The organism is Salinicoccus sp. Bachu38 (genome assembly GCF_038561955.2).
Classification (GTDB): Bacteria; Bacillota; Bacilli; order Staphylococcales; family Salinicoccaceae; genus Salinicoccus; species Salinicoccus bachuensis.
Genome location: NZ_CP138333.2, coordinates 1,101,845 through 1,128,356, shown reverse-complemented (window position 1 = coordinate 1,128,356; position 26,512 = coordinate 1,101,845). Strand labels below are relative to the sequence as shown.

The following is a 26,512-nucleotide window of genomic DNA, read 5'->3' as shown; positions in this document are numbered from 1 at the left end:
TATTAGTTGATGACGTAGGTCTGCTCTTTCTCGACGATCGGGTACACATCATTCGTCAGGTTCCTGTAGATGTCGGCCAATGTGTTGATGGCTTCATCCGTCGATGTGATGTCCAGGTTTCTCACGGACCTGAAACGGAGTTTTTCATCGCCCGTCTCGTCCGCTTCAAAGAAATAGAATTTTGCACTCATGTTCTTCAGCATGTCTCTCACCTCCTTCACCCTATATATCGTCACAAATGATTCAATGGACAATTCGGCTTTAATTTCCTATAATGACGGGGAGGTGAGGGAATGAACGATGTATTTATGTGGGGCATTGCTTTGTGGACATTCGTCATGCTGGGAGCGATGACCATCGGCGGATATTTCATGTTCAGGAAGTTTCTGAAGCGGATGCCGAAGGAAGACGGATATAGTGAACTCGACTGGCAGGAACATTATATAGATAGAGCACTGCCCCTGTGGAATAATGAAGCGCGGCACCTTCTGAACGAGCTGGTCGGCCCCGTCCCCGAACTGTTCAGGGATGTGGCGAAGGAACGGATCGCCGGACGGATATCGAAGATTGCACTCGATGAAAAGGCGGATAATATTACACTCGACCATATCATGAAGGGCTATATCATCGCGACGCCGAAGCGGGATCATAAGTTCATGAAGAAGAAGCTGAACGAGATGGATATCGACTACACCCCCTATGAGGATCTCTTCCAGTATGCCGATGATGAAAAGCAGAAATTCTCCATATTCGAACAGACGGAAAAAATAAGCAGCAGATCAAAATGAATGGCGAGTCCAAAAAGTCTAGCTTCTTGGACTCACTTCATTGATCTGCTGCTTTTTGAATGCCTGCAGATGGATGAACATCGACAGTCTCCAGATGACGATCATGACAAATGCGAGGAGGAAGAACATCCCTCCGATTTCCCCGGGTGAAATGCTCATGGACAGTACTGTCTTCAGTATGATTCTGAGTACCAGCAGAACGACCAGTATGACTGGGAACATCCTGGACTGCTTGACATACAGCGCCCCGCCCTTCTCCTCGTATCGGGTCGTCATGACGAGCACGATGGAGAACAGCAGTCCCATGACCGTCGCTTCCATGATTTCAAACGGCGTCAGCCTGAAGTACGGGAATACGTACATCAGCGCCCCTGTAGACATCATGACCGGCGGAATGACGACCTTTGCCATCGTCAGGGGCCGCTTTGCAGCCTTCTGCCTGACGAAGACTGCAGCGATGCCCATGACTACGGCCATGATGGATGCGGCAACAAAGAGTATGCTTTCAATATTCATTGTCAGAACCCCTGGAAGTCGCCGAAGAACGGCTGTAGCCATATGATGATTTGTGTCAGGCCATCAAAATACAGGAGCACACCCATCAGCACCATGATGATGCCGCCGATTTTCATGATGCGGTTGGAGTATTTCAGCATCCAGCGCGTCCTGGATACGAAGAAGCTCAATGTGAAGAACGGCACTGCAAATCCGAGGCAGTACACCACCATCAGCATCAGTGCATCGTTCGGTTCCGAGGCACTCATGGCGAATATGGCACCGATGATCGGACCGTTGCATGGTGTCCATCCGGCTCCGAAGGCCATGCCGATCAGGATCGAGCCGATGAAGCCGGAAGGCCTGTTCTTGAAGTGGATCTTCCTGTCCTTCATGAGGAAGTCGAAGTTCAGGACGCCTGTGACGATGAGTCCGAATACGACGATGAGTATGGCGCCGAGCTGGCGGATCAGGTCGGAATATTCTATGAGCAGGCCGCCAAAGAACGCTGTGCCGAACCCGAGTGCGATATATATAAGACTGAATCCGATAAGAAAGAAAACTGTATGAAGGATCGCCCGGAAATTGAATTTCTGGCTCTCGACTTCATTATAGCTCATCCCTGTTATATAGGAGATGAACGCGGGGAAGACCGGAAGTACGCACGGTGAGACGAAACTCAGTACGCCGGCCCCGAATGCGAGGAGAAAAGTCACTTCGCTACCCATAGAAATACCTCCATTCAGATGTCATTTTAACAGACATGATGGAGGTAGAAGTAGTTTTTGGGTCCACATTTTAGAACTTTCTATGACAATTGATGCTGGCCGTTCTGCAGCTGGTACATTTTATGGTAGATGCCGCCATACCGGATCAGGGCATCATGGTTGCCGCGTTCCACGATTTCACCCTGGTTCAGCACGAGGATCTGGTCTGCATCCTGGATGGTCGACAGACGGTGGGCGATCGCCAGTGTGGTCCTGCCCCTGCGCATCCGTTCGAGCGACTGTTGGATCTGCTCCTCGGTCTCGGAGTCGATGTTGGCCGTCGCCTCATCAAGGATCAGTATTTTCGGATCCATGGCCATGGTGCGTGCAAAGGCCAGCAGCTGCCGTTCGCCGCTCGAGAAGGCTCCGCCCTTTTCGATCACCCGGTGCTGGTACCCGTCCGGCAGCCTGTTGATGAACTTGTCCGCATAGACGAACTCCGCTGCCACTTCGACCTGCTGGAAAGTCATTTCCGGATGGTAGAGCCTGATGTTCGATTCCACCGTGCCATAGAAGATGAAGGGATCCTGGAGCACGAGCCCCACCTTCCCTTTCAGCTCACGCTTTGGAATGTCCTTTATGGAGTGTCCGTCGACCAGAATCTCCCCTTCGGAAAACTCGTAGAACCGCATGAAGAGGTTGATGATCGAGCTTTTGCCGGAACCCGTATGGCCGACCAGTGCAACCGTTTCGCCCGGCCGGGCCGTGAATGAAATATCCTTCAGCACATCCGTCCTGCCGTCATAGCTGAAAGTGACATTCCTGAATTCGATGTGGCCATCGGTAATCCGGTAGCCGGAGTCCTCCGGCTGGTGCGGTTCGATCCGCCCATCGTCCATCAATGCAAACACACGGCTCGCCGCAACGAGCGCCTGCTGGAATATGTTCAGATTCTGGCTGACCTGGTTGATCGGTTCGAAAAACCGCTCCATATACTGGATGAAGGCGAAGATGACACCGGCGGTCACCGTCGAGCTGAAGCTGAGCAGCCCAAAATAGCCGAGGATGAGCGCAATGGCCAGTACATAGATCATACTGATGGCCGGCCGGAGAAGCAGCCCATCGAGCCTCACGTTCCTCATGTTGTACTTGTAGTGCATTTCGTTTATTTCATTGAACTCCCTGCCAAGGCGGTCTTCCTGATTGAACACCTGGATGATCTTCATGCCTTCGATCGACTCGGCGAGCTTGGCGTTCAAATCACTGAGCAGCTGGCGTGCATGGGAGAAGAAGTTGGCGGAGTATTTCCTGTAGACCGCGAGTATGAATATGATCACAGGCATGAACAGGAGTGCCAGGAGAGCAAGCCTGACATCCAGGATAAACATCATGACGAAACTCGATATGACCATGAAGAAGGCCATAAGGAAAGTGGCCAGCACACCGATGAACATCTCGACGATCGCTTCGGTATCATTGGTGATCCTTGATACGACACTGCCACCGGGCACCTTGTCAAAATACCGCATGCCGAGCCTGCCTATCTTGTCGAATGCATCTATCCGGAGCTGCTGGATGACTTTGAATGCCAGATACTGGAACAGATAGATCTGCATATAGGTGGTCGCCGCCCCGACCAGCTGCACCACAACGAAGATCGTGACAAGCCACATCATGTCCCCTTCCGGGAAGACGCCCGGTGTGAGGTAGTCATCGATGAAGACCATCACCAGGTACGGTGTGGCAACACCGGTGATGGTGGAGAGGATCAGCATGATGAAGCCGAGTGTCAGTGTCCCCTTGAAGGGCAGCGTATACTTCATCAGCCTGAAAAGTACATTCTTCTGGTCATTGAAGGAGAGATTGAACTGATTGTCTTGCATCTAACCATCCTCCCTTTGAACAAGGTCATCCAGCGAGCTCTCGAGTGCTTCGCGGAGTGCCTGGGCATTATACGTATCATGGTACCAGCCCCTCTGCTTCATCAGTTCATAATGATCACCATGTTCGATGATTGTGCCGCTGTCCATGACGATGATCAGATCGGCGTGGCTGACCGCACTCATCCGGTGGGCGGTGATGATGTTCGTCTTGCCGGTCCGATTCGACTGGATATTGGCAAGGATCTGCTCTTCCGTCTCGGCATCCACCGCCGACAGGGAGTCGTCCAGGATCAGCACTTCAGGGTCCATGATGAGTGCACGGGCGATGGAAATCCGCTGCTTCTGTCCGCCTGAGAGCGATACGCCCCGCTCCCCTACAACGGTTTCGTAGCCGTCCGGGAAGCCGCTGATGTCCTCATGGATGTAGCTGAGCCTCGCTGCATGGAAGATCTCTTCATCCTGCAGGTCAGGATTGCTGAAGGCGATGTTGTTCCGTATCGTCGTCGAGAACAGGAAATGATCCTGCGGCACATACCCGAATTGGCTTCTGAGGTTCCGGATACTGTAGTCACGGAGGGCATGGCGCCCGTACCGGATATCCTCCGGATTGACCGTATCGAATTCCCGGAGCAGCAGACGGATCAGGGCGCTTTTCCCCGAACCGGTGCGTCCGACAATGCCGACCGTCGACCCTTTCCGGATGGTGAAACGGATATCCCTCAGTCCATCCGATTCATCGCCCGGGAAGTTGAACGCGCCGATATTGAAGTCGATATCCCCGTCCGGCTGATCTTCGATGCGATAGTCTGCGCCGATCTGGTTCGTTGTATCCATGATATCCTGAATGCGGTCATATGAGGCGCTCCCCCGCTGGACCAGGTTGAAGAACCATCCGAGCGCGAGAAGCGGCCACACCATCATGCCGAGGTAGGTAGTGAAGGTCACAAGCTCACCGATGGTGATTGTGCCGTCCAGCACCATGCGCGCACCGAAGAAGATGGACAGGAAGTAGCTGATGCCGATGACCATCATGATCGTCGGGTCGAACAGTGCATCGACTTTCGAAACCTTCAGGTTCTTCTCGACCACATCATCACTCAGCTTGCGGAAATCCGCCTGGTCGCTTCCCTCGTAGCCGAATGTCTTCGTCACCTTGATGCCCGATATGCTCTCCTGCGTCTTGTCATTCAGCATGCTGAAGGCCGCTTGAGCCTTCTTGAAACCGCGGTTCATCAATGTGCCATAATAGCTCGTCAGGATGACCATGAGCGGCAGTGGAATCATGGCGATGAGCGTCAGTGTCGGACTGATCGTAATCGCCATCGTGATCAGCACCGCACCCCCTGTGATGAGGGAGTCTGCAATGGTGAGTATCCCTGCCCCGGCCGTAGCCTGGACCGCCTGTATGTCATTCGTCGCATGGGCCATCAAGTCGCCCGTTCGGCGCTTCTGGTAGAACGCCGGACTCATCTCGGAATATTTCCGGTAGAGACGGGACCTGAGAATCCTCCCAAGGCGGTAGCTCGCCCCAAAAATCATGATGCGCCAGAAATACCTGACTATGTATGTCAATACGGCGACGGCAACAAGCAGCAGAATGAACTGCAGCAGCCGGTTCCCCGTCAGCGTCTCCTGGGTGATGCCATCAATCACCCAGCCGATCACCTGCGGTGGAACGAGTTCCATCAATGCCACAAGAATCAGCATGATGACCCCGACAGTATAGCTCCGCCATTCCCGGCTGAAAAACCATCCCAATTTCCTGAATACTTTCATCTCGATCCTCCTTGCTGTCATATACATCTAAATTCTACCATATGTTTCGAAATATGAAATAATCAACATTGCAGGATCTTCACTTTTTCATTCCTTAATTGTCCAGTGATGTACAGGTTTAAATTAGAGATCAATGGGAAAAATTATATTGGAATATAATATTCAGGAGGGTGATTTATGTCCAAGCCAGGCCTGAACACTCTGAAACCCGGAGAGCATTACAAAGCGAACGAAATCGACAGTTTTATCACAACGACCGATGCAGTGATATTGTCTACAAATGACAACCAGCTGTTCTCAGATCCTGAACGCGAGTTCAGGGTGCTCCACGAGTCCGAAGGCTTCTTCGAACATTCTTCCGAAGATGGCGAAAAACACTTCAGGGAAAAGAAGGCCTATGTCGTTGAAAAAGTATGATGCAGCATAAAAACCCCCGTCTGATCATTTATCAGACGGGGATTTCGTTTGGAAATATGAAGCAATTATTCAAATGTGATATTTTCAATCCTGATGTTGCCGACTGGATCCAGGTCTGCACCACTCACCTGTGATGAGTTCACACCCATCGCAAAGTTGGTATGGAACAGGTAGGCCGCCGGTGCTTCTTCGATTAGAATTTCCTGTGCCTGGCTATATGCTTCGAACCGTGCCTCTTCGTCAGGTTCTGTACGCCCTTCATCGAGCAGACTGTCGACTTCTTCATTCGTATAGAATGAACGGTTGCCTGTTTCACCATGGCTATTTGAATGGAATAGCGCATAAAGGCCATAATCCGCATCCGCTGTCACCGTCGTCCAACCGAGGATGAACATCTCATGATCTCCCTGTGCTGTACGATCGAGATACGTACCCCACTCGAACTGCTCGACCTGGACATCAATGTTCAATTCGGAAAGCCTTTCCTGGATGTACACGGCCGTATCGATGATCTGCGGATCTTCATCCACCCAGATCGTAGTCTCGAAACCGTCCGCAACATCCGTTTCTGCCAGCAGTTCCTGTGCTCTTTCCATATCATACTCTATGCCCTCGAGGTTTTCATCATGGCCCCATACATCTGGTGCCAGCGGGCCATCGGCCTTGATGCCCATATCATCATATACGCCGGAGATGATTTCATCCCTGTCGATCGCATATGAAATCGCCTGTCTGACCCTGACATCATCGAACGGTTCCTTTTGAGTATTGAAACCGAGGTAGGACATCCTTACGGATTCCTGCTCTACAAGCTCTGTCTCTTCCCCTTCTTCCACGCGTACTGCACTTGAGGAATCGACATCTCCAGCAATCTGGATGCCGCCTGTTTCAAGTTCCGCCATACGCGCGCCATTTTCAGGGATGACACGGAATGTCACCGTTTCGAAGTTGCGTTCGCCGCCCTGGAAGTCATCGAACTTCTCAAGTACAGTCTCTTCCCCTGCTGCACGGGACTGGAACATCAGGTGGTTCGTTCCATCCGCTTCGGAACCGATGACCGAGCCGATATGCTCGGAGATCTGGTCGGCCACATCGTCATACTCGGACCCGCCTTCTTCACGGATTTCGTAGTATTCATCTGCAGTCATATCCACACCCGCTTCATCAAGCGCAGCCTGATAGTCCTGGTCGATGAGCTCCTTGCTCATGATTCCGGCTGTATTATGTGCCAGGTGGCTCGGCAGCGGTGCAAAAGGATATTCGGTATGCAGGTTCACTTCATAGTCCCCTACAACCTCCACCTCGGAAATCATCTCGAACAGGAAAGCAACCTGGGATGCAACCGCCGTATCCCTTACACGATCCAGCGTCGCCTTGACATCTTCGGCAGTGAACTCGGAACCATTATGGAAAGTCGTCCCCTCCCTCAATGTGAAGTTCCATACATCGTCTTCGGTCGCTTCCCATTCCTCGGCAAGCCCCGGCGCGAGTGCCATGTCCACTTCCTGGAATACAAGCGTCTCATAAATGTTCCTTCTGACCTGTGCAGAAGCGGAATCATTACTGCCGTGCGGATCCAGGGTCACCGCATCATCCATCATCGCGATGGTCAGGTCACCCGTACCGCCATCGCCTCCCCCTGCACTGTCATCCGCGCCCTCTTCCACATCGGAATCATCCGTGCAGGCAGCGAGTGCCAGAGTGAGTACAATCACAAAAAATAGCATAAAATACCGTTTGTTCATCAATTTTCCTCCTTCGTTTGAATAACTCAATTATATATGAATACTTATGCCTATACAATGAATATTCAAAAAAGTTTTAAGTTTCTAAACAAAAAAGTGAAAGTTGAAATTCTACAAAAATAAACCCTCCCGCTCAGGCGGAAGGGTTCATCTTTATTTTTTTGAAGCTTTCATACGATCTTTTGCTGATTTTGAATCCGTATTGCGATTCATCATTGTCATCATCTGATTGATTTTCTTCTGGGAAGGTTTCTGTCCCATCTGCATCATCATCATCCTGAGCATGTCTTCATTGATCGGCGGGTTCTTCTCAAGATAGTCCATCATGTACTTTCTTGCGAGGAAGAATCCAAGCGCAACGCCACCGATGAGTGCAACTATAACAATCAGTATCCATATCCAAGTATCCAAACTGCTCACCTCTTTCTTCGTAGACCATAATAAAGTTTACATCAAAAGCAGGTGTTTTTCAACAGATTATTTATCCATCACTGTCTGCAGGATGCGTTCGACAGTAAAGCCGTACTTCTCGATGACGACGTCTCCCGGTGCACTGGCACCATAAGTGTCGATCGTATGAAGCTTGCCGTTCATGCCGATGAAACGGTGCCAGCCAAGGCTTGCGGCCATTTCAATTGCCGTCCTGTTTTCAATGTGTGTATTGAGCACGCTTTCGATATATTCTGCATCCTGTTTGAGGAAATTCTGCATGTTCGGGATGGAGGCGACTTTCACTCTGACACCCTGCGCATCCAGCTGCTTCGCTGCATTCACTGCCAATGGCACTTCACTGCCTGAAGCGAACAGGATCGCATCATCACCTTTGTCGAATGCAAGGTAACCACCTTTTCTGACACCCGCTTCAACCGTTTCATAAGGGACGTCGATCGTTTCGACATTCTGACGGGTCAGTACGAGGGCTGTTGGTGCATCTTCTGCTTCCATCGCCACTTTCCATGCGGCACGGACTTCATTACCATCCCCCGGACGGATCGTGTTCAAGTTCGGAATCGCCCTGAGTCCGGCAAGCTGTTCGACCGGCTCGTGCGTCGGACCGTCTTCCCCGACTGCGATGGAGTCGTGTGTCAGCACGTATGTCACCGGCAGCTTCATCAGCGCACTGAGTCGGATGGCCGGCTTCATGTAGTCGCTGAAGACGAAGAATGTACCGCCATAAGGGTAGATGCCGCCATGCGCTGCCATGCCGTTCAGGGCTGCGGCCATGCCGAATTCCCTGACACCAAACCAGATATTGCGGCCGTCATAGTTTCCTGCACCGAAGTCCTCTTCATCCTTGACGTTCGTCTTGTTGCTGCTTGCGAGGTCGGCAGCGCCGCCGAAGAGGGTCGGAACGGTTCCGGACAGCGCCTGGATCATTTCGCTTGAAGTCGCCCTTGTCGCCTTGGAGTCGCCCGCTTCGTAGAACGGCAGATCCTTGTCGTAGTCTTCCTTCAGACGATGGTTGATCGCATCATCGAGTGCGCTGTAGAGTTCAGGATATTCATTCCTGTAGTCCTCGAGCATCTTATTCCATGCCGCTTCCCTGCCATTGCTTCTCTGCTTCATCGTTTCACTGAAGCGGTCATAGACGGCGTCATCCACTTTGAACGTCTCATCCGGATCAAAACCATAGTATTCGAAGGCTGCCTTGCGTTCCTCTTCACCAAGCGGCGCGCCGTGGGAAGCACTTTTGCCCTGCTTGTTCGGAGCGCCATATCCGATGATCGTCTTCACTTCGATCATCGTCGGCTTATCGGAGGACTTCGCCTCCTCTATCGCCTTGTCGATTGCTTCCACATCATTGCCATCGGCCACTTTTATATAGTGCCAGTTGTAGCCTTCAAAGCGCTTCTTGATGTCCTCTGAAAAACTTTTGTCCAGGTCCCCATCAAGTGAAATATCGTTGGAATCATACAGCACGATAAGCTTGTCGAGAGCCAGGTGCCCGGCGAGGGACGATGCCTCATGGGAAACGCCTTCCATCAGATCGCCATCACTTGCCACGACATACGTATAGTGGTCCACAACATTGTAATTGTTGCGGTTGAAGCGTGCAGCCAGATGCTTTTCAGCCATGGCCATGCCGACGCTCATCGCAAAGCCCTGTCCAAGGGGACCGGTCGTGATCTCCACGCCTTCAGTATGCTTGAACTCGGGATGTCCGGGCGTCTTCGATTCATACTGTCTGAAATTCTTCAGTTCCTCCATTTCAAGCGCGCCACTCAGATGAAGCAGGCTGTAGACGAGCATGGAACCGTGTCCGGCACTGAGTACGAAGCGGTCGCGGTTGAACCACGCCATGGAATTTGGGTTGAAGTTCAGATGACGGCTCCAGAGCGTATACGCCATAGGTGCTGCCCCCATCGGCAATCCCGGGTGTCCGGAATTGGCTTTTTCAACTGCATCGATTGAAAGGGTTCTGATTGTATTGATTGCTAGCTGATCCGTTTTGTCGAATGTCATATTCATGCTCCTTTATTCTCTGATATTTTTATCCTGTTGAATGCGTTTAAGTTTTTCAGGTGTCACATCATTGCCTTTTGGATCGACCACCCTGGTGTGCTCCACCTGTTTTCTGAAGGAGGATCGAAAGTTTTCAAGGTACTCTTCCCGCAGCCCCTTCAGTTCTTCAAGCTCTTCCTTTTTGATGCTGCCCGCCTTCTTTTTGGCAGCCAGTGCATTGATTCGTTGCAGTTTTTCCTTTTCAAGCATTGCGAAACCTCCTGTCCACTCACCTATAATTTAACACAAAAAAAAGTATGAGACCATTCCCATACTTGATAATCACTATAATCACTTTATAAAACCGATCATTTCCATCAGCTGGTCCATATGTGTCCGTTCGGCATACTGTTCGTCCGGAACGTGCGTTTCCTCTGAAGGTTCCAGAATATCCGCTTCTGTCACTACTTCATACTCATCTATATAAACGATATCGGAATAGGCGTTCTCTGTATTATGGGAGTCGAACATGAATATAAGACCGGCCGCCAGGGCAAATGCAAAAATGGCGCTCAATAGTTTGAATTCCTTCAATGTCATGGTATTCCCCTCCAGAACATGTGTTTGTACCAATATGGTAACAGAACATCTGTTCCGGGTCAACAGGATTACGAACAAACGTTTGTAACACATCCATATATATGGTAAAATTGAATCAATAATAAGCCGGAGGTATATATATGAAGCCGCTAACAGATAGACAGAAGCAGATATATCAGTTTATAAAGACTACCGTTCACGAAAAGGGCTATCCGCCAAGTGTAAGGGAGATAGGCAACGCGGTCGGCCTCCAGTCCAGTTCGACCGTCCACGGACACCTTGCGAAGCTGCAGGAGAAGGGATTCATAAAGCGGGATCCGACGAAGCCGCGTGCAATTGAGATCATTACGGAGGAAAACGAGCAGCATGGTGCCGTCATCCATGTTCCGGTACTTGGTAAGGTCACTGCCGGCCTTCCGATCACAGCAGTCGAGAACATCGATGAATATTTCCCGCTTCCCGAACATTTCACGGCAAACCATAACAGTGAAATCTTCCTGCTGAATGTCGTCGGTGACAGCATGATTGAAACCGGCATACACGACGGGGACCGGGTCATCGTACGGAAGCAGAATATCGCACACAATGGGGATATCATCGTTGCAATGACGGAAGAGGATGAAGCGACGGTCAAGCGCTTCTACAAGGAAAATGGCTACTACAGGCTGCAGCCTGAAAACTCTTCCATGGAACCGATCATTCTGGATAGTGTGACCGTCCTCGGCAAGGTTGTCGGACTGTTCAGGTCCTTCTGACCAGGTTCGGGCATATTTAAAGGGCGCATACCATTTTGGTATGCGCCCTTTTTATTATCGCTTTTCCCATGCCATCCTGTCATACGCTAGACTGGTTCATTCGACTATCTGCCAAGTATTATTTTCACTTGTTCCAAAATATCTTTAGCATCTTTGGTTTCATTTTCCTGTGTTTTACTGATCAACTGCATCCCCTCGTTCTACAATTCTATCAGGATGGGCCTGTAGGAAAAGTTATAATCGTCAAAAAATGCATTCGTGACGTTCACTTTTAAATTCCCCTTAGAAACGATTCCAAACACATTGATTTGTATAATATTATACCATAAGGCAAATATTCCATCTACTTTTGTATATAATTTTCTGTATAATATGGCACATTTTCATCATTATAGGCGGTTCCCGTACCGAGATGGGTGAATGCCGGCTTCAGCGTATTCACACGGTGGTCGATGGAGTTCATCAGGCTGTGGTGGGAGAATATCGGGGATGTGTGTCCCATGGCGATGTTCTCTCCGGCCATGCGGTACTGCACCCCTGCCTCCTCGACCCGGTCCTTCAATGTTTCCCCGTCCGGCGAATCATGGTCGAAGTAGTTGCGTTCCGCCATATCCTCGCTGTGGCCCTGTGCCGCCACGCCTGCCCTGTCATACGTCTCGAGGGGCTCCACATCATATTCGAAGCGGGTGGCATTGACCAGAAGATGGTTCATCCTTGAATTGTCCTCTGCCGGCGGATGGTTGTATAGTGCCTCGCCCGCCTCGACTTCCTCCTTCATCACCACGAGCGCCCCATTGACCTTGTCTTCTTCGTGAAGATCATAGAAGAAATAGACATATCTATCCTTCAGATCGTATACTGCATATTCATTGCTGTCGACCCTGAGCCGCTTCCATCCCTTTTTGATGGAGTCCTCCGGTTCCCCGTACACCTTCCTGACACTCTCACGGTCCATGCCTTCAATGTTTATGTTGTCGATTGATACATCATCACTGTTCGTATAGGCACCTGTCACCTGCCCTTCATTGACAAGCACCATCCTGAATCTTCCATAGTCCTCTTCGATGACAAAATCCCCTGCATACTCACTTCCGAGTACTTCCTGACCCTGGATGTCATATTCACTTTCCATGGTCACTTCAACGTCCTGCGTCTGCGCACTATTGACTTCGTGTATGCCGCTCATGTCATATGCCGGATATACGTTTGCTTCCAGCCATTCCGTCGCGTATTCCCCGTTCAGGCCTTCCTTAAAATCATAGGACTGCACGGCCGGGGCGAGGATGGTGGATACGATATAGACGAAAATGATGAAGAACAGTTTGCCGAACATGGCTGCACCTCCTTTTACAAAAGTTTAAAAAAAGTAATTAAACGGATGTCTAATTACTCATTGATGTGTGTATTCGGTTTGTCTTTTTTCGATGTACTCGGGGTCGACGATATTGTTGTCCTGATCGACGATTACTACATTCGGCTCGAAACCATCCAACTCGCTGTCATCCAGCTGGACATAGCTGATTATGATGACGACATCACCGACCTGCACCTTTCTCGCGGCGGCACCATTCAGGCAGATTTCGCGGGAACCCCTCTCCCCTTCGATGACATATGTCTCAAGGCGTTCTCCATTGTTGTTATTGACGATCTGCACCCGTTCATTCGGCAGTATGTTCGCCGCTTCAAGCAGTACCGGGTCGATTGTAATGCTGCCCACATAGTTCAGGTTGGCCTCTGTAACGACCGCCCGATGTATTTTACCGTTCATCATTGTTCTGATCATTTTTTATCACCATCATATTATCTATTAACCGTGTTCTTGCGAACTTAACAGCAATGAATATTATAACATCACCATCAATGTTTTGAACAGGATTTAAATCGGGATGTGTGAATATCTGAAGGTCGTCTATTGTGCCCGAAGTATGGTCCGTGACATGGGCTTCGATACGCTCCTTGACTTCTCCGGCATCGGAAACGCCCTCCTGTATCAGTCCGCGGCCCATCTCAAGCGCCTGGTTGATCGCCGGCGCCTCGGCGCGTTCCGTATCGGACAGGTTGACATTCCTGCTGCTTTTGGCCAGTCCGTCGGATTCCCGTTCGGTCGACACCCCCACGACTTCGATATCATGATTGAAGTCCTCCACCATCCTCTGGATAATCATCAGCTGCTGGCGGTCCTTTTCACCGAACACGGCGAAATCCGGCCGGACGATGTTGAACAGCTTGTTCACCACCGTCACCACACCTTCGAAATGGCCCGGCCTTCTGACCCCATCAAGAATGGAAGCCATCGTCCGGAGGCGGAGTTCAAGCTCCGGTGCCTTCGGGTACATCTCATCCTCTGACGGATGGAAGACGACATCCACCCCGTGCGCCCGGCAGATTTCAAGGTCCCGTTCGAGATTCCGCGGATAGCTGTCGAGGTCCTCATCCGGGCCGAACTGCAGCGGGTTGACGAATATGCTGACTGCGACGATGTCCCCTTTTCTTCTGGCTGTATCGACGAGTGCCATATGCCCTTCGTGGAGGGCGCCCATCGTCGGCACCAGTGCGATGCTGTCCCCGCGATGTTCCTCCAGTATATTGCGGACTTCCTCTATTGTACCTGCTGTCTTCATCATTCCTCAAAAACCTTTCTCTTGTAAGTTGTATCCTCATCCGGGAAGCGGGCGGCCTTGACCGCTTCGGCGTATGCCCTGAGTCCCTCCACTCCGGCCGTATTGAAATCCGCATACGGTTTGACGAATTTCGGCAGCCGGTCGGTTCCATACTGCAGGAGATCATGGTATACGAGCACCTGGCCGTCCACATCCGCCCCCGCACCGATGCCGATCGTCGGAATGGAGAGGGTCCGGGTGATTTTGCCGGCGAGGTCGGAAGGGATGGCCTCGAGAACCACCATGCATGCACCGGCCGCTTCGACCGCCTTGGTGTCCTCGATCAGCTGCATCGCCGCTTCCTGTGTGCCGGCCTGCATCCTGAAGCCGGTCACACCGACCGACTGTGGCGTAAGGCCGAGGTGGGCGACGATCGGTACACCCGCGGCTACGGAACGGCGGATGACATCGACGCATTCCACGCCCTCCAATTTGACGGCATTGGCGCCTGTCTGCTGATAGAGTTTCAGGACATTGCCGACGCTGTCGTCATCATTTCCATGATAGGATCCGAATGGCATATCCACAACGACGTATGTATCCGGTGCTCCGCGTCTGACCGCCTTCGCATGATGGATCATATCATCCATCGTCACCTGCACCGTACTGTCGTAGCCGAGGACTGTCATCCCGAGCGAGTCGCCGACGAGCAGGGTGTCCAGTCCGGCCGCTTCACTCTGCTTCGCACTCGGATAGTCGTAGGCTGTGACCATCGTGATCCGCTCCCCCTCCATTTTCATCCGTTTCCAATCACTTGTAGCTTTCATGATGCTGCCCCTTTCCATTCGAAAGTAATATATTATAATTAGTTTACCATATTATTTAAAAGTGCTACATCCAACCAGGAGGGAAATAAATGAAAATTGCAGTCATCGGCATCGGCGCCGTCGGCAGTGTCATTGCACGTGAAATGAAAATGCTGCCGCATGATATTACACTCTTTGGCAGATCACGAAAGGAAGGCTTCACCATACAGGAAGACGGTGAACGCCGGCATTACCCCTACACCATCGAGGACATCTCAGCATATGAAGGGGACGCCTTCGACATCATCTTCATCGCCACGAAAGCCACAGCGCTCAAGTCCATAAGCGGAATCATCCCTGCAATGGCCCACCGGGATACTGAAGTCATCCTTTGTGAAAATGGCATGGGATTCGACGAATATTTTGATGCACCGGTGCCCGCAGTCGTCTATATCAGCGGCCAGAAGCATGAGGACCGGATCGAGCACTTCCAGGATGCACGCCTGCTCATCGCGGACAGGACCTATGCGTATATCGACCGCCTCATCACGGACCTTGAAGATACCACCGGCGTCGAACTCGAAATCGGGAAGACCGATGAATTCCGGCGCATCCGCTATGAGAAGCTGCTGATCAACCTCGGCATCAACTCCCTCACCGCCCTGTCCGGGAACACCGCAAAGATATACGATCTGGAGGCCGTCACTGCGCTGACGCGCGGTCTCCTTGAGGAAGGCCTCAGCATCATCAACCAGGACGAGGAAATCATCGATCGCGCGTTCGTCGACAAGGCGCTCTCGGTGTACCAGGACTACAACCGGGAGATGGGCACAAGCATGTACTACGACGTCATGTCAGGTGTGCCGACGGAATACACGTTCATCCAGAAATATCTCCAGCAGCAAAAAGGGCAGATCCGTACGCCCATCCTCGATATCGTCGTCACCCTGCTTGAGGCTTACCAGTACGAAAGATAGATGAACGAAACCGCTATACATCACAATTCCAAGTGAAATAGTAGGAAATTTGCCAAAAAGCATTGACAGAAGATTCTGGGTTATATAAGATGGCCCTAATAAGAAATTATCTGACAAAGAAGGGAGAGAATCATATGCGTAGAATGAACTGTTGCTGTCTGGCGTGCTGTTGTACAAATACTCATGCCATACACAAGGTTCGTTTGCGCAATTCCCTCCTTCTACAGTGATTTTTTATTGAAAGCGGTGCATTCCCATATATTCTGCAGAGATGTCTGAATATGCGTAATATTGCATCCCTTTCGGGGACTGTATAGGTAAATGCAAATGATGACCTCAAGGTATGCATGAGTAGCTTCTACTCGTGCATGCCTTTTTTTGTACCCTGATTTGGAAAGGAGAAAGAGAATGGCAATCAGAAAAATGACGGATCTCGTCGGAAGCACACCGCTTGTCGAAGTGGAAGGCATACCCGTTCCCCACGGCAGCCGGATACTTGCAAAGCTGGAAATGTGGAACCCCGGAGGGAGTGTGAAGGACCGCCTGGGCATCAGATTACTGGAGGATGCTTTTGAAAGGGGGCTGATCGATGAAGCGACGACCATCATCGAACCCACTGCCGGAAACACGGGCATCGGGCTTGTGCTTGCTGCAAAGAAGTTTGGTCTACAGACCATCTTCACCATTCCCGAAAAGTTCAGCATCGAAAAACAGGTGCTGATCGAAGCGTTGGGCGGAAAAATTGTTCATACGCCTACCGGAGATGGAATGAAGGGGGCCATCGAAGAAGCCCGGGCACTGCAGCGGAGGATTCCGAACAGCTATGTCCCCCTGCAGTTTGAAAATCCAATCAATCCCTCGACCTACTACGAAACAATGGGACCTGAAATCATACAGGATCTTGAGGGTGGCAGGATTGCATCATTTGTCGCTGGGGCCGGCAGCGGCGGCACCTTCATCGGAACTTCCGCCTACCTGAAGGAACAGGATGACCGGATCCGCACGGCTGTCGTGGAACCGGAAGGATCCGTCCTTGGCGGCGGTCCGGCGCATGACCATGAAACGGAAGGCATCGGCATGGACGCCATGCCCGCCTTCATGAACGCGGGCCAGTTCGATTCGGTCTATACCATTTCGGATGGGAAGGCATTCCACTATGTAGATGAACTGGCGAAGAAATCCGGCCTTCTGGTGGGCAGTTCCAGCGGCGCAGCGTTTGCTGCCTGCATCGAAGAGGCCGCAATATTGCCGCCCGGAAGCACAATCGTCACCATTTTTCCTGACAGCAGCGAACGCTATTTGAGCAAAAATATATATCAGAAGGAGAATCAGAAAATATGAAAGCAAAAACAGCATTTATCCATGGCGGTATCAGCAGGGACGAAGCGACGGGCGCAGTCAGCGTTCCGATCTATCAGACATCCACATACAAGCAGGATAAGGTGGGCGTCGACAAAGGCTTTGAATATTCCCGCAGCGGAAACCCGACACGGCTCGCAGTCGAGGAGCTGATCAAGGACATCGAAGGTGGCGTGAAAGGATTCGCCTTCGCTTCCGGCTCTGCAGGCACACATACAATCTTCTCCCTCTTCTCACAGGGTGACCATATCATCGTCGGTGATGATGTATACGGCGGTACATACCGTCTGATCAATTCGGTACTGAAGCGTCTTGGACTGACTTTCACCGTAGTGGATACAAGCAATCCGGATGAAATCGGCCCGGCCATAATTCCGGAAACAAAGGCGATTTTCCTGGAATCGCCGACAAATCCGCTGCTCAAGATTACGGATATCGGGGCAGTCGCTGAATTCGCCAGGGAACACTCCCTCCTGACCATCGTCGATAATACATTCGCTACCCCCTATCACCAGCGTCCGCTTGAACTCGGTGCCGACATCGTCCTCCACAGTGCATCCAAATATCTGGGTGGCCACAGTGATCTCGTAGCTGGTCTGGTCACGACGAACGACTTGGAGATTGCGGAGCAGATCGGCTATCTACAGAATGCGATCGGCGGCATCCTCGGGCCGCAGGACAGCTGGATCCTTCAGCGCGGCATCAAGACACTGGGCATCCGTATGGATGCGCATGAAGAGAATGCCCATGCGGTCGTCGACTACCTCGTGAATCATGATGCCGTAGATAAAGTGTATTACCCGGGCCTCCAGAGCCATCCGGGACATGAAGTCGCCAAACGGCAGGCAGGCGGCTTTGGCGGCATGGTCGCTTTTGAGCTGAAGGATGGCCTGTCTGCCACAGCCTTTGTCGAGAAGCTCGGCCTCATCACCCTGGCGGAAAGTCTCGGGGCAGTCGAAAGCCTCGTTGAAATCCCTGCTGTGATGACCCATGGCTCCATCCCGAAGGCCGATCGGGAAAAAGCGGGCATCAAGGATGAACTCGTACGCCTCTCCGTCGGCCTTGAGGATGCGGAAGACCTGATCGATGATCTGGAACAGGCACTCGCCCATGTTTCCGTACGTGTGGAGGGATAGCCGATGGGCAGGGAATTCCTCGACATTTTCACTGGCTGGGCCAAGGACTACGATACTTTTACAACCGGCAGTGACGACCAGTATAAGGAAGTGTTCAGAGGGTATGATGGCATACTCCAGACGATCGCTGACTGCAGTGGCAGCCATGTCATCGAATTCGGCATCGGTACAGGGAATCTGACGAAGAAGCTTCTGGCCGCCGGCAGGACGGTCTACCCCATCGAACCTTCGGAAGAAATGCGTTATCTGGTAGCTGCCAAACTCCCGGAAAATATCGAAATCATCGATGGTGATATGCAGGATTTCCCATTACCGCCGTTCAAGGTGGATACCATCATCAGCTCCTATGTCTTCCATCATCTGAAGCGCGAAGAAAAGGCGGAAGTCCTCACTCACTATTTCGACCTTCTGGAGGACGGCGGAAAGGTCCTTTTTGCAGATACTATGTTCATGGACCACGCCTTCTATGAAGAAAAGGTCGCTGAAGCCGCCCGAAATCATTTTTATGGTCTTAAAGCGGATCTGGAGCGGGAATACTATCCAATGATTCCTGATCTATATCATCAGTTCAATGACGCCGGCTTCTCAGTCTCGCTCATGCAGATGAACACTTTTGTATGGATCATTGAAGGCGTCAAAGAAGCATGGCAGCCACCGAAAAGATGAAGGTTTTATGACATTGTCCCGTTTCGGGTCACCCGCCGAAATTTTCTGATACAATAAAGAAAAAATCAGGAGGGAATCATGAAAAGACTGCTGCTGCCTTTCATACTTCTAAGCATCATGCTCGCCGGGTGCGGATCAGAGGATACGACCGGTGACGTCAAAGCGCTGGTGGACGAATACAGTGCCAATAAGGAAGCGGAAGCCGCTTCCATCACTGGGTCGGCGCTCATCATCGGTGAAAACCAGGAAGAAAGACATGACTTGCCGGAGGATGAATTCTTCGTCTCCATTGCACCCTTCATCAACTATACCCATCCTTGTGAGTTCCATAGCCTGACCGGCTGTGAAGGTGAACTTGCCTCAAAGGAGATGGATGTCCGCATCACTGACGAAGCAGGCAATGTCCATGTCGACGAAACGATGACGACACTTGAAAACGGGTTCCTCGATTTCTGGCTTCCGCGTGACAGGGAATATGAAATCACCATTACCCATGACGGCCTTTCGACTGAAGGGACATTCTCCACGTTTGAGGATGATCCCACATGCCTGACCGATTTACGCCTGGAATAGCACCAGGGGGCGCTCCTGAATCAAGGGGCGTTTTTTTTATCTCTATAGCCCCATAAACCGAACATGAGGGATTTTTTATTGTAGTTTTATCACAAAAGATGAACTTTAATTGAAAATCAGCTTGAAAGGTTCGTTTATTATGTTATGATTGTAAACATCTTAAATATTGAAGCACTCATATAATCGCAAGGATATGGCTTGCAAGTTTCTACCGGGGTACCGTAAATGTCCCGACTATGAGTGAGTAACTTTCGTGGACGGACTCGAAGCTGCTCATCTCATTGATGTGTGCTTCGAGTTTTTTGTTTCAAAATAATATTTTGGGGTGTTATTCATGAAGTTGCTCAAGGAGAAAATTTTAAATGAAGGTGTGGCACTTTCAGACACGGTGCTCAAAGTCGATCACTTTCTAAACCATCAGATCGACCCGGTGCTGATGATGGAAATCGGCAAGGCATTCAAAGAAAGGTTTGCATCTGAAAAGATAACGAAGATACTGACGCTCGAATCCTCGGGCATCGCACCTTCCGTAATGGCAGGTCTTGAATTCGGCGTGCCGGTCGTATTCGCAAGAAAACGGAAGTCCCTGACACTGAGCGAGGGTCTGCTTACTGCAGACGTCCATTCCTATACGAAACAGGAGACGAATACCATCGCAGTCGCCGACAAGTTCCTGTCCAGCCAGGATTCCGTACTGATCATCGACGATTTCCTGGCCAATGGTGAAGCCGCACACGCACTTGTCGACATCGTCCGCCAGGCGGACGCCGACACTGCCGGAATCGGGATCGTCATCGAGAAGTCCTTCCAGCCAGGCGGGGAAAAATTGCGCAGTGCTGGACACCGTGTGGAGTCCCTGGCGCGCATCTCTTCCCTGTCAGATGGAGAAATCGAATTCCTGTCGGAGGTGAAAGCGTAATGCAGATGTCCAAGCCCAAGCAGCTCTCACTCGGTTTCCAGCATGTACTCGCAATGTACGCCGGCGCAGTCGTCGTGCCACTCATCGTCGGGGGCGCGATTGGTCTCACACCCGCCCAGCTGACCTACCTGATTGCCATCGACATCATGATGTGCGGGATTGCGACCATACTACAGGTTTGGAAAAACAAGTTCTCCGGCATCGGCCTGCCTGTTGTGCTCGGCTGTACGTTTACAGCCGTCGGCCCGATGATCGCCATCGGCAATACATATGGCATCCCGTCGATCTATGGGGCCATCCTCGTAACAGGACTGTTCGTCCTCCTCATCGGCAAGTACTTCAGCAAGATGATCCGGTTCTTCCCGCCGGTCGTCACGGGGACAGTGGTCACAACCATCGGAATCACACTGGTTCCCGTGGCCATGCATGACATTTCCGGCGGCCAGGGCAGCGCGGACTACGGTTCCGGCCTCAATCTGGCACTCGGGTTCAGTACGCTGGCCGTGATCCTGATACTGTTCAGGTTCGGTAGAGGATTCCTCAAATCCATTGCCATCCTGAGCGGCATCGTCATCGTGACCCTGGTCAGTTCATTTTTCGGCATGGTCGACCTCGCCCCGGTAAGGGATGCTTCATGGTTCCACCTGCCCCAGCTCTTCTTCTTCGGGATGCCGGAGTTCAATCTTATTCCGATCCTGACGATGATGCTCGTTGCCGTCGTCAGCCTCGTCGAAGCAACCGGTGTCTACTTCGCACTCGGGGATATATGCGAAGAGGATCTCGACGACAGGGATCTGAAGCGCGGCTACCGCGCCGAAGGGCTCGCCATCATCCTGGGCGGCCTGTTCAACGCCTTCCCGTACACGACCTATTCACAGAATGTGGGGCTCGTGCAGCTGTCCGGTGTGAAAAGCAGACAGATCATCTACATCGCAGGCGTCATGCTGATCCTGCTTGGCCTTGTACCGAAGATTGGTGCTGTCACAATGGCCATCCCGACACCCGTACTCGGGGGAGCCATGCTTGCCATGTTCGGCATGGTCATCTCCTACGGCATCAAGATGCTGTCACGGGTCGATTTCGATAACCAGAACAATCTGATGATCGTCGCCATCTCCATCGGCATGGGGCTCGGTGTCACAGCCGTACCGGACCTTTTCGCCATCGTACCCGGAAGCCTCGCCGTCATCACCGAAAGCGGCATCGTCCTCGGCAGTCTGACGGCAATCGTCCTCAATATCGTGTTCAACTTCAGAACAGACAAGGTGAAGCAGACTTCGCTGAAGGGCGAACAGGTGACAAACCAGACATAGAGCCATATCCATGGGCAAAAGGAACCCCCATCAGCTGCAGCAGCTGATGGGGGTTCGTATATATATGCTAGCTTCCCAGATTGACCTGGATGCCCGGACCGAATGGGATGCCGAATACGAAGAAGATCGTAAGCAGCACGAGCCAGATGGCGAAGAAGGCAATGCTGTATGGCAGCATCAGGGAAATGAGGGTGCCGAGACCGGACTTCTTATCGTAATCCTTCATAACAGCAAGCACCAGCATGATATATGGGTTCAGCGGTGTAATGATGTTCGTCGAAGAATCGGCGATACGGAAAGCCGCCTGGATAAAGGCGGGATGGTAATCCAGCAGCATGAACATCGGTATGAACACCGGAGCCATCAGTGCCCACTGCGCAGAGCCACTGAAGATGATCATGTTGAGGATTGCTGCCAATACTGAAAATCCGAGTATCAGTGGCAGCCCAGTCATATCGATGCTTGTAAAGAATTCTGCACTGTTTACGGCAAGCCACGTACCAAGGTTGCTCCAGTTGAAGTATGCGATGAACTGGGCAGCGGCAAAAATCAATACGATATAGCCGGCCATATCTTTCATGGCTTCCGCCATGAATCTCGGGATGTCATCCATCTTTTCTATTGTGCCGGCAGTCCTGCCATAGACGACACCGATTGTGACGAAGAAGAGCAGCACAATCGGAACGATGTTGCCGAGGAATGGCGAAGGGACCAGCCCACCCTCTTCGTTCCTTAATGTGGATCCAGGGAAGAACACCAGTCCGGCAAGCACCGCCAGGAAGATCACCCCGGCAATCACTGCGTTCCTGAGCCCTTTCGTTTCGATGTCGGTCACTTCTTCCAGCTGCCTGTCCCCTTCCGTTTCATCCTTGTATGTACCCAGGCGCGGCTCTATGATCTTATCCGTAATCAGACCACCAGCGATGGCGATGAAGAGTACTGAAGTCAGCATGAAGTAGTAGTTGTCCACAGGAGTCACGACGACGGCATCATCGATCATGGCAGCTGCTTCCGTCGTAATGCCGGCAAGTGTCGCGTCCGTACCTGCAATGATCAGGTTCGCCGTGAACCCCGCGCCGGTACCGGCAAACCCGGCTGACAGTCCGGCCAGAGGGTGCCTCCCTATGGTATAGAATACCATGGCAGCAAGCGGCGGAATGATGACGAATGCTGCATCAGAAGCCAGATTGCCTGTAATGCCGACTATGATGATGGCATATGTGACGACGGATTTCGGCGCCTTGAGGATCGACTTCTTGATGGCAGTGGAGAGCAGTCCCGTCTTTTCCGCTACACCGATACCCAGCATGATACCGAGCACAAGGCCCAAAGGCGCGAAGCCTGTGAAGTTATCAAGCATGGAGGACAGCATGTAGGCAAGCCCTTCAAAGGAAATGAGACTCCTGATTTCAAGCGTTTCCCCCGTCCCCGGATGCTCGACAGTCGCGCCTGTGAGGCTGAATATCATGGAAAGCACCATGACAGCCGCTGCAAGTATCACAAAGATGAAGAACGGGTCGGGGAGCTTGTTTCCCAGCCGTTCGATTTTTCCCAGAATGCCATTCCGCTTTTCTTCGTTCGCTTCACTCATAAGATGTATTCTCCTTTTCCAGATGAATATTTGCAAGATGTAGGATGATGCTGGTGTATACGGATACTGCTGTTCTGATCGCCTGTTCGTCAAAATCGAATGATGGATGGTGATGGCCCGCTGCGAGTGGACTGGCGAATATCATGAATGTGGCAAGGCCTTCATTTTTCTGTACATGGTCGATCATATATGTCACATCTTCACTCGCCTTGAGCGGCATGACGTCCATGACCTTGATTCCATTCCCGCCTGCCCGGTTCGCTGTTTTGATGATGTCCATCCATTCTTCATCGCATTCGGCACCGATGGCGTTGCCCATGAACTCTGTTCCATATTCCACATCATAGAGCAGTGCCGATGCCTTGAGTATACGCTCCGCTTCACTCAGCATATAATCGTTCAGGGCGTTCGTCTCTCCTCTTGTCTCCATTTTCAATTCTGAATGATCGGCGACCACATTCCTGCCGCTGCCTGCATTCAATGTCCCGACATTCACTCTTGTTGCACCGTCACGGTGTCTTGCAATGGAATGGAGATGCAATGAGGCGGAGGCAGCTGCAAGGAGCGCATTCTTCCCTTCGTTCGGCTCTACGCCGGAATGTGCCGATTTTCCTTTGAATGATACATCGAGTTTTGTGCTGGCCAGAAACTGGTCCGTCGTTGCACTGATGGTACCGGCTTCATGTTCATTGATGCCGAGGTGGCCGCTCATGAAATAGTCCACATCATCCAGCCAGCCCTTTTCCACAATACTTCTGGCACCCCTCCCCCCTTCTTCAGCAGGCTGGAAAATGAGAGTGAAGCGGCCGGAAAGCTGATCCTGGTTCTGATTGATATATGCAGCGACCGCAAGTCCGATACTGATATGGCCATCGTGTCCGCATGCATGCATCTCTCCTTCATGAAGAGATCTGTAGCCGCCCGCAGCTGGCGCGTGCGGCGCATCTTCCGCCTCCATTATCGGCAGCCCATCGATATCGGAACGCATCGCAATATGCGGTCCCGGCCGGCCGGTGTCAAGCACCGCCACCAGGCCAGTGGTCCCGTCTGCCATCTTTTCGAGAAATTCTTCAGGCACACCGTATTCGGACGCCCGATGCCGTGAAGCTTCTATCGTCTCCTGATCAGGCACCCCGTAGCGGTGCTCCCGGCTGATGGCCTCCCCTCCAATGGAAAGTGTGAAATCCATTTCTTTCAATACTATGTAGATTTCATAAGTCGTAATGAACTCTGTAAAGCCCACTTCCGGAACCCTATGAAACATCCTGCGCAGATCCACTGCCCTGTCCTGAAGCGTCCCAATATCCATATTTCGCCCTTCTTTCTTTTTATGTTCCTGCATGCATTTCCAATGTATAACCAAACATAAGAATGATAGCATTAATCATATTGAAATAATAGGGATTATTGTGATATACCATGAAAAGTCATTAAATTGACAAAATGGATATGTAAGGCTGCCCTCCATATCGGAAAACGGCATTCAGTCGTTACCCGCTGCCATGCATTAGAAATTTTCATGCATGATTTGTCCATTCGGAGCATGAAATTCAACTGTTGCTGGAAGCGTTCCATGGCAACCGGAAATTTTGAATAGGCATGAAAAATTTTCATGTTTCTTTTTGCTTTGTTGAGGAATGATACTTATGTTGCGCATGTACATATGTTATTATTTAGTGCATTGTGCAAAGAACGATCACACAGAGAAAGAAGAATGAAAAATGGAAGAAATATCTAAAAGCAAATACTATGTCACACTACTCGTGCTGGCGATTCTCCTAATTGGGGCGACCCTCAGGTCTCCGATTTCGTCCATTGGACCTCTGGTTCCATTTTTCAGGGAGGATCTCGGCATAACAAATGCCACAGTGGGCTTCCTCAATACTTTGCCGCTGCTGGCATTTGGTCTGTTCTCGCCATTCATACCGAAAATATCATCCAAACTCGGGATGGAAGTGACGCTGCTCCTGTCCATGGCGGTGCTCTTTATGGGCGTCACCCTGAGGGCTGTGGACGGCGTGTATATGCTGGTATTCGGCACACTGCTGGTCGGCCTGTCCATTGCTGTCGGCAACGTGCTCTCCCCCGGCCTGATCAAATCAACATTCCCATTCAAGGTCGGCCTGATGACGGGGCTCTATTCCGTTTCGATGAACCTTGTCAGTGCATTGTCCGCCGGACTGTCCGTTTCCATCGCCCTGTCACCCGGCTATGACTGGCGGTTCGCGATGCAGATCTGGGGCATCATCCCGGCGCTGGCCGTCATCGTCCTCCTCCTGAGACTGCCGGGGATCATCACAACCCGGAAGAAGGTGTTCGCCAAAATCGATGCCAGACCCGGGAAAGGCCTGTTGAAGTCTAAGCTTGCCTGGGCGGTGACCCTGTTCATGGGGCTGCAGTCGCTGATTGCCTACAGCCTTTTCGCCTGGCTGCCGATCATACTGACGACCAAGGGATTCACGGAAAGCGAAGCCGGCTGGCTCATGACCACCTATCAGCTCGCGTTGCTGCCAATCGCTTTCCTCGCCCCGATCGTTGCATCGAAGATGGAGAACCAGAGCCGACTCGCCTTCATATCAGGCATGATGTTCTTCGTCGGACTGCTCGGCGTCTCGCTGATTTCCTCATCCTACTGGGTCGTCCCCTTCCTGATCATCATCGGTATCGGGGCGGGCACGACATTCAGTCTGGCGATGATATTCTTCGTCATGCGGACCGGCACTGTCGAACAGTCTTCACAGCTGTCTGCAATGGCACAATCCATCGGCTATCTCATCGCAGCGGCCGGACCGCTGTTCCTCGGTACCCTCTCCGAATTTGCGAATGGCTGGGCAATCCCGCTGATCGTGCTGATGAGTGTGGCAGTGATGGTTGCACTCCTCGGCCTCTATGCCGGACGGCCTGAGAAGATTGATTTTGAAGAAGCAAACTGAATATCAACAGACGCAATCCCCGATGGACATG

Annotated in this window: 27 protein-coding genes and 1 riboswitch; of the genes, 11 read left to right on the top strand and 16 right to left on the bottom strand. The window is 51.5% G+C overall.

Going from position 1 to position 26,512, the window contains the following annotated elements; all coding sequences use genetic code 11:
• Positions 1 to 2 precede the first annotated feature (2 nt).
• Positions 3 to 203 (bottom strand): hypothetical protein, encoded by a 201-nt coding sequence (locus RQP18_RS05560; RefSeq protein ID WP_031548740.1) that lies wholly within the window; start codon positions 201 to 203, stop codon positions 3 to 5.
• Between the two features lie 90 nt (positions 204 to 293).
• Between RQP18_RS05560 and RQP18_RS05555 the strand changes: the two genes are divergently transcribed.
• Complete coding sequence (locus tag RQP18_RS05555; RefSeq protein WP_342389165.1) at positions 294 to 788, top strand: DUF2621 domain-containing protein; 495 nt, start codon at positions 294 to 296, stop codon at positions 786 to 788.
• Between the two features lie 18 nt (positions 789 to 806).
• On the opposite strand, the gene RQP18_RS05550 is transcribed toward RQP18_RS05555, so the two are convergent.
• The 4 genes from RQP18_RS05550 to RQP18_RS05535 all read right to left on the bottom strand — a co-directional run bounded on the left by RQP18_RS05550 (position 807) and on the right by RQP18_RS05535 (position 5,649).
• Positions 807 to 1,304 (bottom strand): CcdC family protein, encoded by a 498-nt coding sequence (locus RQP18_RS05550; protein ID WP_342389164.1) that lies wholly within the window; start codon positions 1,302 to 1,304, stop codon positions 807 to 809.
• A 2-nt stretch (positions 1,305 to 1,306) separates the two neighbouring features.
• Complete coding sequence (locus RQP18_RS05545; protein WP_342389163.1) at positions 1,307 to 2,011, bottom strand: cytochrome c biogenesis CcdA family protein; 705 nt, start codon at positions 2,009 to 2,011, stop codon at positions 1,307 to 1,309.
• Positions 2,012 to 2,091: 80 nt separating this feature from the next.
• Entirely contained in the window at positions 2,092 to 3,873 is a 1,782-nt protein-coding gene (locus RQP18_RS05540; RefSeq protein ID WP_342389162.1) for an ABC transporter ATP-binding protein, read from the bottom strand.
• Complete coding sequence (locus RQP18_RS05535; protein ID WP_342389161.1) at positions 3,874 to 5,649, bottom strand: ABC transporter transmembrane domain-containing protein; 1,776 nt, start codon at positions 5,647 to 5,649, stop codon at positions 3,874 to 3,876.
• A 177-nt stretch (positions 5,650 to 5,826) separates the two neighbouring features.
• Here RQP18_RS05535 and RQP18_RS05530 point away from each other — a divergent pair, with 177 nt between their 5' ends.
• Positions 5,827 to 6,066 carry a hypothetical protein gene (locus RQP18_RS05530; protein ID WP_342389160.1) on the top strand — a complete coding sequence of 80 codons (240 nt, stop codon included), beginning with the start codon at positions 5,827 to 5,829 and terminating at the stop codon, positions 6,064 to 6,066.
• A 65-nt stretch (positions 6,067 to 6,131) separates the two neighbouring features.
• Here the strand turns inward: RQP18_RS05530 and RQP18_RS05525 are convergent, their stop codons facing one another.
• The 5 genes from RQP18_RS05525 to RQP18_RS05505 all read right to left on the bottom strand — a co-directional run bounded on the left by RQP18_RS05525 (position 6,132) and on the right by RQP18_RS05505 (position 10,853).
• Complete coding sequence (locus tag RQP18_RS05525) at positions 6,132 to 7,811, bottom strand: glutathione ABC transporter substrate-binding protein (RefSeq protein WP_342389159.1); 1,680 nt, start codon at positions 7,809 to 7,811, stop codon at positions 6,132 to 6,134.
• Positions 7,812 to 7,964: 153 nt separating this feature from the next.
• Positions 7,965 to 8,222 (bottom strand): YneF family protein, encoded by a 258-nt coding sequence (locus RQP18_RS05520; RefSeq protein ID WP_342389158.1) that lies wholly within the window; start codon positions 8,220 to 8,222, stop codon positions 7,965 to 7,967.
• A 66-nt stretch (positions 8,223 to 8,288) separates the two neighbouring features.
• Entirely contained in the window at positions 8,289 to 10,274 is a 1,986-nt protein-coding gene (tkt, locus tag RQP18_RS05515; RefSeq protein ID WP_342389157.1) for a transketolase, read from the bottom strand.
• A gap of 12 nt (positions 10,275 to 10,286) precedes the next feature.
• Positions 10,287 to 10,523 (bottom strand): DUF896 domain-containing protein, encoded by a 237-nt coding sequence (locus RQP18_RS05510; RefSeq protein WP_342389156.1) that lies wholly within the window; start codon positions 10,521 to 10,523, stop codon positions 10,287 to 10,289.
• A gap of 81 nt (positions 10,524 to 10,604) precedes the next feature.
• Entirely contained in the window at positions 10,605 to 10,853 is a 249-nt protein-coding gene (locus tag RQP18_RS05505) for a hypothetical protein (protein WP_342389155.1), read from the bottom strand.
• Between the two features lie 140 nt (positions 10,854 to 10,993).
• Between RQP18_RS05505 and lexA the strand changes: the two genes are divergently transcribed.
• Positions 10,994 to 11,608, top strand: coding sequence for a transcriptional repressor LexA (lexA, locus tag RQP18_RS05500; RefSeq protein ID WP_342389154.1), 615 nt, complete (start codon positions 10,994 to 10,996; stop codon positions 11,606 to 11,608).
• A 343-nt stretch (positions 11,609 to 11,951) separates the two neighbouring features.
• On the opposite strand, the gene RQP18_RS05495 is transcribed toward lexA, so the two are convergent.
• The 4 genes from RQP18_RS05495 to panB are packed head-to-tail and all read right to left on the bottom strand — an operon-like array spanning position 11,952 to position 15,035.
• Positions 11,952 to 12,941 (bottom strand): CAP-associated domain-containing protein, encoded by a 990-nt coding sequence (locus RQP18_RS05495; protein WP_342389153.1) that lies wholly within the window; start codon positions 12,939 to 12,941, stop codon positions 11,952 to 11,954.
• Between the two features lie 57 nt (positions 12,942 to 12,998).
• The gene (panD, locus tag RQP18_RS05490) at positions 12,999 to 13,391 is read right to left on the bottom strand and encodes an aspartate 1-decarboxylase (protein WP_342389152.1); all 393 of its coding nucleotides are present in this window, start codon (positions 13,389 to 13,391) and stop codon (positions 12,999 to 13,001) included.
• The gene (panC, locus tag RQP18_RS05485; protein ID WP_342389151.1) at positions 13,366 to 14,232 is read right to left on the bottom strand and encodes a pantoate--beta-alanine ligase; all 867 of its coding nucleotides are present in this window, start codon (positions 14,230 to 14,232) and stop codon (positions 13,366 to 13,368) included. The genes panD and panC overlap by 26 nt, the downstream gene beginning before the upstream one ends.
• A complete protein-coding gene (gene panB / locus RQP18_RS05480; protein WP_342389150.1) occupies positions 14,229 to 15,035 on the bottom strand; it encodes a 3-methyl-2-oxobutanoate hydroxymethyltransferase in 807 nt (268 codons plus the stop codon). The genes panC and panB overlap by 4 nt, the downstream gene beginning before the upstream one ends.
• Before the next feature lie 89 nt (positions 15,036 to 15,124).
• On the opposite strand from panB, the gene RQP18_RS05475 reads away from it, so the two are divergent.
• The 7 genes from RQP18_RS05475 (at position 15,125) to RQP18_RS05445 (ending at position 21,957) form a co-directional block, all read left to right on the top strand.
• The gene (locus RQP18_RS05475) at positions 15,125 to 15,991 is read left to right on the top strand and encodes a 2-dehydropantoate 2-reductase N-terminal domain-containing protein (RefSeq protein WP_342389149.1); all 867 of its coding nucleotides are present in this window, start codon (positions 15,125 to 15,127) and stop codon (positions 15,989 to 15,991) included.
• 408 nt (positions 15,992 to 16,399) lie between these two features.
• Positions 16,400 to 17,332 carry a PLP-dependent cysteine synthase family protein gene (locus tag RQP18_RS05470; protein WP_342389148.1) on the top strand — a complete coding sequence of 311 codons (933 nt, stop codon included), beginning with the start codon at positions 16,400 to 16,402 and terminating at the stop codon, positions 17,330 to 17,332.
• Entirely contained in the window at positions 17,329 to 18,486 is a 1,158-nt protein-coding gene (locus RQP18_RS05465) for a bifunctional cystathionine gamma-lyase/homocysteine desulfhydrase (RefSeq protein WP_342389147.1), read from the top strand. Before RQP18_RS05470 ends, RQP18_RS05465 begins: the two co-directional genes overlap by 4 nt.
• 3 nt (positions 18,487 to 18,489) lie before the next feature.
• Positions 18,490 to 19,152: a class I SAM-dependent methyltransferase gene (locus RQP18_RS05460; RefSeq protein ID WP_342389146.1), complete on the top strand. Its 663-nt coding sequence runs from the start codon at positions 18,490 to 18,492 to the stop codon at positions 19,150 to 19,152.
• A gap of 78 nt (positions 19,153 to 19,230) precedes the next feature.
• The gene (locus tag RQP18_RS05455) at positions 19,231 to 19,725 is read left to right on the top strand and encodes a CueP family metal-binding protein (protein ID WP_342389145.1); all 495 of its coding nucleotides are present in this window, start codon (positions 19,231 to 19,233) and stop codon (positions 19,723 to 19,725) included.
• 155 nt (positions 19,726 to 19,880) lie between these two features.
• Positions 19,881 to 19,982, top strand: a riboswitch (purine riboswitch).
• A 77-nt stretch (positions 19,983 to 20,059) separates the two neighbouring features.
• Positions 20,060 to 20,644, top strand: coding sequence for a xanthine phosphoribosyltransferase (locus tag RQP18_RS05450; RefSeq protein ID WP_342389144.1), 585 nt, complete (start codon positions 20,060 to 20,062; stop codon positions 20,642 to 20,644).
• Positions 20,644 to 21,957: a nucleobase:cation symporter-2 family protein gene (locus tag RQP18_RS05445; protein ID WP_342389143.1), complete on the top strand. Its 1,314-nt coding sequence runs from the start codon at positions 20,644 to 20,646 to the stop codon at positions 21,955 to 21,957. Before RQP18_RS05450 ends, RQP18_RS05445 begins: the two co-directional genes overlap by 1 nt.
• Before the next feature lie 67 nt (positions 21,958 to 22,024).
• Here RQP18_RS05445 and RQP18_RS05440 read toward each other — a convergent pair whose 3' ends face one another.
• Positions 22,025 to 23,548 carry an AbgT family transporter gene (locus tag RQP18_RS05440; protein WP_342389142.1) on the bottom strand — a complete coding sequence of 508 codons (1,524 nt, stop codon included), beginning with the start codon at positions 23,546 to 23,548 and terminating at the stop codon, positions 22,025 to 22,027.
• On the bottom strand, positions 23,541 to 24,857 hold the full coding sequence (locus RQP18_RS05435) for an amidohydrolase (RefSeq protein WP_342389141.1): 1,317 nt from the start codon (positions 24,855 to 24,857) through the stop codon (positions 23,541 to 23,543). Before RQP18_RS05435 ends, RQP18_RS05440 begins: the two co-directional genes overlap by 8 nt.
• A 412-nt stretch (positions 24,858 to 25,269) precedes the next feature.
• Here RQP18_RS05435 and RQP18_RS05430 point away from each other — a divergent pair, with 412 nt between their 5' ends.
• Complete coding sequence (locus tag RQP18_RS05430) at positions 25,270 to 26,481, top strand: CynX/NimT family MFS transporter (RefSeq protein WP_342389140.1); 1,212 nt, start codon at positions 25,270 to 25,272, stop codon at positions 26,479 to 26,481.
• Positions 26,482 to 26,512: the final 31 nt, after the last annotated feature.